Source organism: Aestuariivirga sp. (genome assembly GCF_044238155.1).
In the GTDB taxonomy this organism is placed as follows: domain Bacteria; phylum Pseudomonadota; class Alphaproteobacteria; order Rhizobiales; family Aestuariivirgaceae; genus Aestuariivirga.
The window spans coordinates 1-6896 of sequence record NZ_JBIIDX010000173.1 but is presented as its reverse complement, the minus strand read 5'-3'; the positions used below and the strand labels follow the sequence as shown (position 1 = coordinate 6896).

Below are 6896 nucleotides of genomic sequence, written 5' to 3'. Positions count from 1 at the left end.
CTACGATCCTGCGAGACATCCCGTTTCATGGCCCTGTTGGGCGAGGAGGATGTCTTCGATGACCCAGAAAGATCGGGAGAATTGAACGCAGGTTGAGGATCCTGAAGCATGCCGAGGAGACGGGGCATGTTGGTCGGACCTGCCGGTACTTCGGCATTGGCCGAGCCAGTTTTTACCGATGGAAGTCGGCGTTCGAGAAGCATGGTGAGTCAGGCCTCGCTCGCAAAAAGCCGATCCCGAAGAACCCCAAGAACCGAACGCCGCCGGAGATCGTTGAAAAGGTTCTTCACCTGCGCAAGACCTACCACCTGGGGCCAATGCGCATCGTCTGGTATCTTGCCCGCTACCATGACATCAAGATCTCCGCTGCCGGCGTATCCCGTATCCTCAAGCGCAATGGCCTGAACCGACTGCCGCGGGGTACGAGGCTCCGAAAGGTTCACACGACCCGTTACCAGCAACAGGTTCCGGGCCATCAGATCCAGGTTGACGTCAAGTTCCTGATTTTCCGTGGAAAAGGCGGGAAACCGATCAAGCGCTACCAGTATACCGCCATCGACCAAACTACGCCCGTCAAGGCCCTCAAGGTCTACAGCAGGCACACCCTCAGGCCAATGCCATTCTGTTCATCGACTACGTCATCAAAAGCTTCCCGTTCCGAATTCGGGAGGTGAGGACGGACAATGGGCACGAATTCCAGGCCAAGTTCCACTGGCACGTGGAAGATAAGGGCATTCGCCATGCTTACATCAAGCCACGCTCACCTCAGCTCAACGGCAAGGTGGAACGTTCTCATCGCACGGACGAAGAGGAGTTCTACCAGCTCCTCACCTACAAGGATGACGTCGATCTCGAGGAAAGGCTCGCCCACTGGGAGCGTTTCTACAATCTCTCCAGACCCCACGGTGCCTTCAATGGAAAGGCACCTTACGAAGCCCTCAGGGAAAAGCTATAAACCAACCAAGGATCGTCTCGTCAGATCGCCTTGATCACACTCCCCAATTGCGTGTGTCGAAGCGGCTCGTGCTACGCGCGATCATGTGTCTATCGAAACCGCATCGACGGCCTCTCGCACGTCCCGCTTGACTGAGATGACGCGACTGATGCCTCCTATGTCGATAATCTTTGCGACGAACGGACTCAACCCACACAAAACGACTTTCGAACGCTTCGCCATCAAAATCAGGCATCGCAGCCCCATCGAGTTGATGTATGTCAACCCCGACATCTCCAGGACAAATCGGTGGACACCCTCCTGGCAGCGGGCTTGCCATGTTTCCACAAGAAGGGTGCTCGTCGTGTGATCGAACCGGCCCCTCAGGCGAAATACCAACACGTCTAGCATCCTCTCCTCTTTCCACCCGGACTCGCCGTCCTCAGCCGCGTCTGCTGCGCTCGCGCCTGTCCGCGCGTCGAATACGTAAGCCGGAGACGACAGAATTGCGTGAGCGCGGGCGATCCTGTCCGCATAGCGCTCTCGCTCGGGCGCGTCGGTGGCGAGTTGCGCCAGCAGGTCCTCGAGATTCTGCAGACAGTTTGACGCCGCTGCAATCGTCTCGGCAGTGCGACAATCGTCCAGCGGAGTCCCGTGGGTTATTGCGTCGAGGTGCCTGTCGAGAGCCGTGGACTGGAGCCTAAGCGCGACCTTGAGGATGTTGAGTTTGTCTGGGTAGGACAGGGCTGCCGCCACGTACTGGTCTGCCACCCCGTCGAGGACGACGCCCCGGGCTACTTCCCGCTCCAGAGACGTCGCAAACGATTGGAACTCGTCGTCCGTCGGCGTGTTCATCAGTCGGAATAGGCTCGAGGCATCCGGGTGAAGCTCGCAGAACAGGTCCGAGAGATCAGGGGGCGCGCTGCCCCCCGCGGCCTTGTCCAGTGAAGCCCCGAGCAGGATCATCTGGTCAATGATCCTGCCTCCTCCGGGATGCGTCTCACCGACTTGCATCGCGTCCACAAGCTTCGCTCCAGCCTTGAACAGACGCGCCTTGCCTGAAATTTTGCGCTCCACCCCATAGGATTGTGCGTAGAACTCGTATGCCCAGCCGTGCTTCGCCAGCATATTGCGCAACGGCAACACGGTGGAGTTCACTCCGCCGCAACAGTAAGCGAGGTTTTCGCTTGCCTGCGTCACTGATTTCAGCCTCTCGAGTACCGCAGCGCTTAGGAAAAAGTACGCTTCCGCGTCGCTTGGCAGTCGAGTGCGCTCAGTGATCTGGCCACCAGCAACCACGACCCTCTCCGGCGCGTCATTGCCCAAGCCAGAGCCACTCAGGTAGCCAATGATCATGGCGCTGGGGTTCGCAGCCGTAAATTCCTTCCAGACATCGAGGTTGCACAAAAATACATCGGGAACGTTCGTCTGATGGATCAACGTGTAATGACCTCGGCGCGCGCCGATCTCCCGGACCAGCGATACGAATGGCGAGATACCGGTGCCACTCGCCACCATCACGAGATTCGTGCCTTCTGGTGGAACGCCGAACCGCTTGCCTGACGCGATCGCGATAAAGGCGTCCGGTAGCTGTTCGTCCGTCATCCTCGAGAAACCGAAATGTGGTCGACCGTCCCGTGGGCGGCTGATGAGCACCCGAAGCACTCCTGGCGACGTGCTGCAGACCGAATAGACACGCGGAGACACCGGCCTGAAGACAGGCTGCGCCAGCTCGCCATGCACATGCACCTCTTCGACAAATTTGCACAGTAGTTGCGGGGGCACGCCCTCGGCGGGCCACCCGAGGGCTTCCGATAGGTCTCGCCAGGTCCAGCCGCAGCCATGCGGCGACGTCAGCTTTTGGGCGACGACACGCTCGACGCCAGCGAAATGCCGGCGACGGATTTCTTCTGTCGACGCCTCGTCTTGCGCCAGCAGCACACGCACGACGTCAAAGCCGTGATACCGCAATGTGTCGCCGGCGCTCGCGAACTCGATGACGGCGAAAGTTCCCTCTTGGTTCTGGTGGACGACGGTCTTGGTGACTGGGGCATAAAGAGGACCCTTCCTCAACCGGCGTCGTTCCCGAACGGCCTCGTTCATGACCCCGAACATCCGCAAGGTGGTGACGTGGTTAGCCTCAGGGTCTGGGGACGCGGTAGGCTTGGAGCTGCTCCCCTCGGCGGATGTGTCGACCTGCAGGTTGTTGTGCATATAACTGAAGAGTTTTCGTGAGTGGGCTGCGAGGGCCCCGCTCTCTCCCGCATAGCACTCGATGAGATAGTTGAAGGCGCGGAGCAGGCCAGCGTCTGCGCCGACTAGCTCGATGTACCCCCGCAAGGTCGAAGCGGCGTCGAGTCGCGCGACGCATGCGGAATAATCGCGCTGGGGCCGTGGATAGTACTTGTCCACCTCCTCCATCCGCGCGAGCTCACCGAGCTGGCCGAAGTGATACCGACCGAGCACGGCATCCAGCAGGTGGTATGATACGAAATGAAGGCCAGACATCCCCTTCGTAGTGCTTATCGTACCGTCATCATTCGCGAGGACGATGCCCTTGTGGAAAGGCTGCATGTGCCGGATGAAGACATACTTGGATACATGCGTCCGATGCGACGGATCTGAGGAAATCCGCTGGAATTCATCCTTACTTCGGGCCAGCCCCTCGGCAATGTTTTGGATCAACGCCAGTAACCGCTCCCTAGACTCGCCGCACGGCCGTTGCACCAACAGAGCATCCGCGTGATCGCGCATCGCGCTAATCAGGTCATAAAGGCCATATGGTAGGGCACGCAACGCATACGCCATGCAGGCAGGAGCGGTGTGGTAGGTGCGCTCATGCGAATGACCAAAAGCCGGATAGAGGAGCTCGATCTCCTCGAGGCGAAAGTCGCGCGACGGAACTGAACCGCGCCACCGCCAATTATCGACAACCATGAAGTGCCCGGAAAGCGCAGGCTCGACATCCAGCCGCCGGGCTAAAACGCGCAACGGCGTTGCGATCCACTCAGGGACCGCTTTCTGACCGGGACTGCAGTTTGACGAAAGGTGTGCTAGGCTCCCGAGGAGTATGAAGAGCCGCGATGCATCGCGGTAATCAACCATGTCATGAGGGAGAAGAGCAGGAGCAGGCATTGGCGGCGTGCGCAGGAAGTCCTGCAGGTACTGGTTCCCAGGTAACATCTCATGCTGGCCCGCATGCAATGTCTCCGGGGGTAGGCGCATCGCCATCGGGTCGCTCTGGAAAGACTCGTAGGCTCGTGCATCTGGAAAAAAGAGCCGCGCCTTCTCGAGCGCCTCCTCCCACGGACGAAACTTGCCGCCAATCGGAGCGCCAAGTCCAGCGGGGGTCATGAAGCCCCACTCCCGGGTGATATAGCCGAATCGTCCGTCTTTATGAAATTCAAGCATTTGGCCGATCTTCATCGCGACTTCCGCGAGGCGCTCGCGAGCGTCTCTCAGCTGGCGGGCCCTTCCAGAGTTGACCGTCAAGGTGGGCAGTTCATCAATACGGCCCATCACTCATCCCTCTTTTGGTTCGCATCAGCCGTTCTGGCAAAGAACGACTCGCTCAACTGCCCCGAGTTTTCCAGAGAATCCGTGGTGTGAATCAGGCGGCAAGTGACTGCTCAGTTTGCCTGGGATGATATACCTCGACTTGTAACTGTCCAAGTACCGTCTGGGAGGCTGTGTCGTTGGCCTTAAGAAATTTGTCTGGACTGGAGACCCTGCTGCAGAATCGAGGTCTTGGACAGTCGAAAATCGTTGCGCTTCCCACTCTTTGGGTTGACGAGCCAAAGGCGGCATGATTCACTTTTCCTCAGTTGCCGCCGAGGGATCGCCACGGCTCATTTGTTCCGCTAATGGATCGTCGTCAATGCCTTCTGCTCCTGGTCGCCATGATAGACTGATGGCCCGTCATGGTTTCTGAGGCTTCAGTGCAAGAGTAGCATGTGGAGCAGCGTCGTCTTTGTTATCGCTCTCATGGAAAAAATGATTCTTCGCATAGGCGTTGAGGCTGTTGAACTCCTGATCCAAGCCTTCCTCGGAGGATTTGGGCGTGTATACCGCGCAGTGCAACCTGCGAATTGTCGCCTTGTTCATGCTTGCGTCCTCGCGCCCGACCTGATTCCGAAAAAGGACAGCCCGCTCTGACCTGACCGGCATTTTCTGAACCAGGCTATATTCTCTCAGCTCGTCTGCCTCAGAAAATAACGGACAGGTCAGTATGACCATGCATTCAGTAAGGCATTCTACAGCAAAAGCCAGGAGTGAAGCTGAAGGTACCAAAGCCCCGGCATGAGGTCTTTGAAACAAGTGGCACTTGGGTTTTTGTACCGCAAGTGAGGTTTGAGTTTCGATTTCAATTCGTTGAGCGTCTTATTTGTCGACGAGGAGCTGGTCGAGAATGCCCCCATTAGCGAGATGCGACATGCGGATCTTGTCCCAACCGCCAAAAACCTGATCCACAGTAACGAGGCGAAGCGGGGGAAAGTCCTTGGCATATTTGGCCGCAATCTTTGCATCTCTAACCCGGTAGTGATTGCGAGCGAGAATTTCTTGCGCCTCGGGTGAGTAAAGCCAGGCCAGATAAGCAATGGCAATATCAGTGCTACCGTTCCGCTCCGCGTTGGCAGTCACGACCGCGACAGGAAAAGCTGCCAGGAGAGAGAAAGACGGCGTGACGCGGACAAATCTCTGGTTGGCATATTTCTCGGTTATGGCGCCCGCTTCTGCTTCGAACGTCACCAACACGTCGCCAATGCCTCGCTCCGTGAAGCTTTGTGTTGCAGCACGCCCGCCAGCATCAAAATTGGGGACAGAAGATAGAATTTTCCGAACGAAGTCCTGCGTCTTCTGAAGGTTGCCGCCACTCTGCCCTAGTCCGAAGGCGTAGGCTGCGAGATAGGTGTAACGCCCATTGCCACTGCTCTTGGGGTTGGGGAAGACCGGAATGACGTCGTTACGGGCAAGGTCAGACCAATCGCGTATGTCTTTTGGATTTCCGGCACGCACCAGAAAGGTTGGGAATGAATAGTAGGGCGAAGCGCCATCAGGAAACTTTTTACGCCAGTCTGCGGCAATGAGGGCCGCATCAACGAGAGTGTCGATGTCGGTTTCTTGATTGAACGTCACAACATCCGCTGCCTGGCCATTCAGAATGGCGCGCGCCTGCTGTGAGGAACTGCCGTGGCTTTGCGCGATCTCGACCTTGCGGCCCGTATCCGTCATCCATTTAGCGATGAACACGGCATTGAGGTCCTCAAATAACTCCCGGCTGACATCATAGCTCACATTCGTGAGCCGGTCGTTGGCCCATGCCGATTGTGCGCACATGATGACGGCTGACAATGCAAATACTAAAACACCTGCGTGGCGCATGACAAAAACCTTTGGAATAGTATCATGATACGGCTCAGCTCATAATAACAAGTTCCAGCAAAAGCAATTCTACTTACCGTTATCACAATTCCTTCCCGTTGCGCAGCGCGTGGGTGGCAGATAAATTTGTCGATTGTTAGAAGTCTTGAAGGATCAATTTGGCATGTCGCAGTGGTTTGGATTAACTGTGAGTGCCGTTTCCGGCGCAATAATGTCTATAGGTGCGGCTGTTGCGGGCCAGTGATCCACCCCCACTGAAGTGGTCCTACTTGAAGTATGTCTTGTGGCATCAAGGAGGATCAGAACATGCCAAGGAAGAAGCACACGCCTGAAGAGATCGCCACCAAGCTGCTGCAGGTGGATGTTCTTGTTTGGCAAGGTACACCGGTGGCTGAAGCGATCCGGCAGATCGGAATGACCGAGGTTGTAAATATCTACGATCTTGCGAGACATCCTATTTCATAGCCCTGTTGGGCCGGGAGTATGTCTGCGACGACCCAGAAAGATCGCGAGATTCAGCGCAGGTTGAGGATCCTGAAGCATGCCGAGGAGACGGGGCATGTTGGTCGGTCGTGCTGGC

Annotated in this window: 4 protein-coding genes and 1 pseudogene; 2 read left to right on the top strand and 3 right to left on the bottom strand. The window is 57.0% G+C overall.

Translation table 11 applies throughout. The annotated features are described in order from the left end of the window. The first annotated feature begins 71 nt into the window (after positions 1-71). A pseudogene (locus ACILRN_RS14955) lies at positions 72-955 on the top strand (IS481 family transposase). An 81-nt stretch (positions 956-1036) separates the two neighbouring features. On the opposite strand, the gene ACILRN_RS14950 reads toward ACILRN_RS14955, so the two are convergent. The 3 genes from ACILRN_RS14950 to ACILRN_RS14940 all read right to left on the bottom strand — a co-directional run bounded on the left by ACILRN_RS14950 (position 1037) and on the right by ACILRN_RS14940 (position 6316). Further along, on the bottom strand, positions 1037-4453 hold the full coding sequence (locus tag ACILRN_RS14950; RefSeq protein ID WP_395689622.1) for an STAS domain-containing protein: 3417 nt from the start codon (positions 4451-4453) through the stop codon (positions 1037-1039). Between the two features lie 399 nt (positions 4454-4852). Beyond that, positions 4853-5038 carry a hypothetical protein gene (locus ACILRN_RS14945; protein ID WP_395689620.1) on the bottom strand — a complete coding sequence of 62 codons (186 nt, stop codon included), beginning with the start codon at positions 5036-5038 and terminating at the stop codon, positions 4853-4855. 276 nt (positions 5039-5314) lie between these two features. Continuing rightward, the gene (locus tag ACILRN_RS14940; RefSeq protein ID WP_395689618.1) at positions 5315-6316 is read right to left on the bottom strand and encodes a sulfate ABC transporter substrate-binding protein; all 1002 of its coding nucleotides are present in this window, start codon (positions 6314-6316) and stop codon (positions 5315-5317) included. A gap of 306 nt (positions 6317-6622) precedes the next feature. On the opposite strand from ACILRN_RS14940, the gene ACILRN_RS14935 reads away from it, so the two are divergent. Continuing rightward, entirely contained in the window at positions 6623-6781 is a 159-nt protein-coding gene (locus ACILRN_RS14935) for a hypothetical protein (RefSeq protein ID WP_395689617.1), read from the top strand. Positions 6782-6896 lie beyond the last annotated feature (115 nt).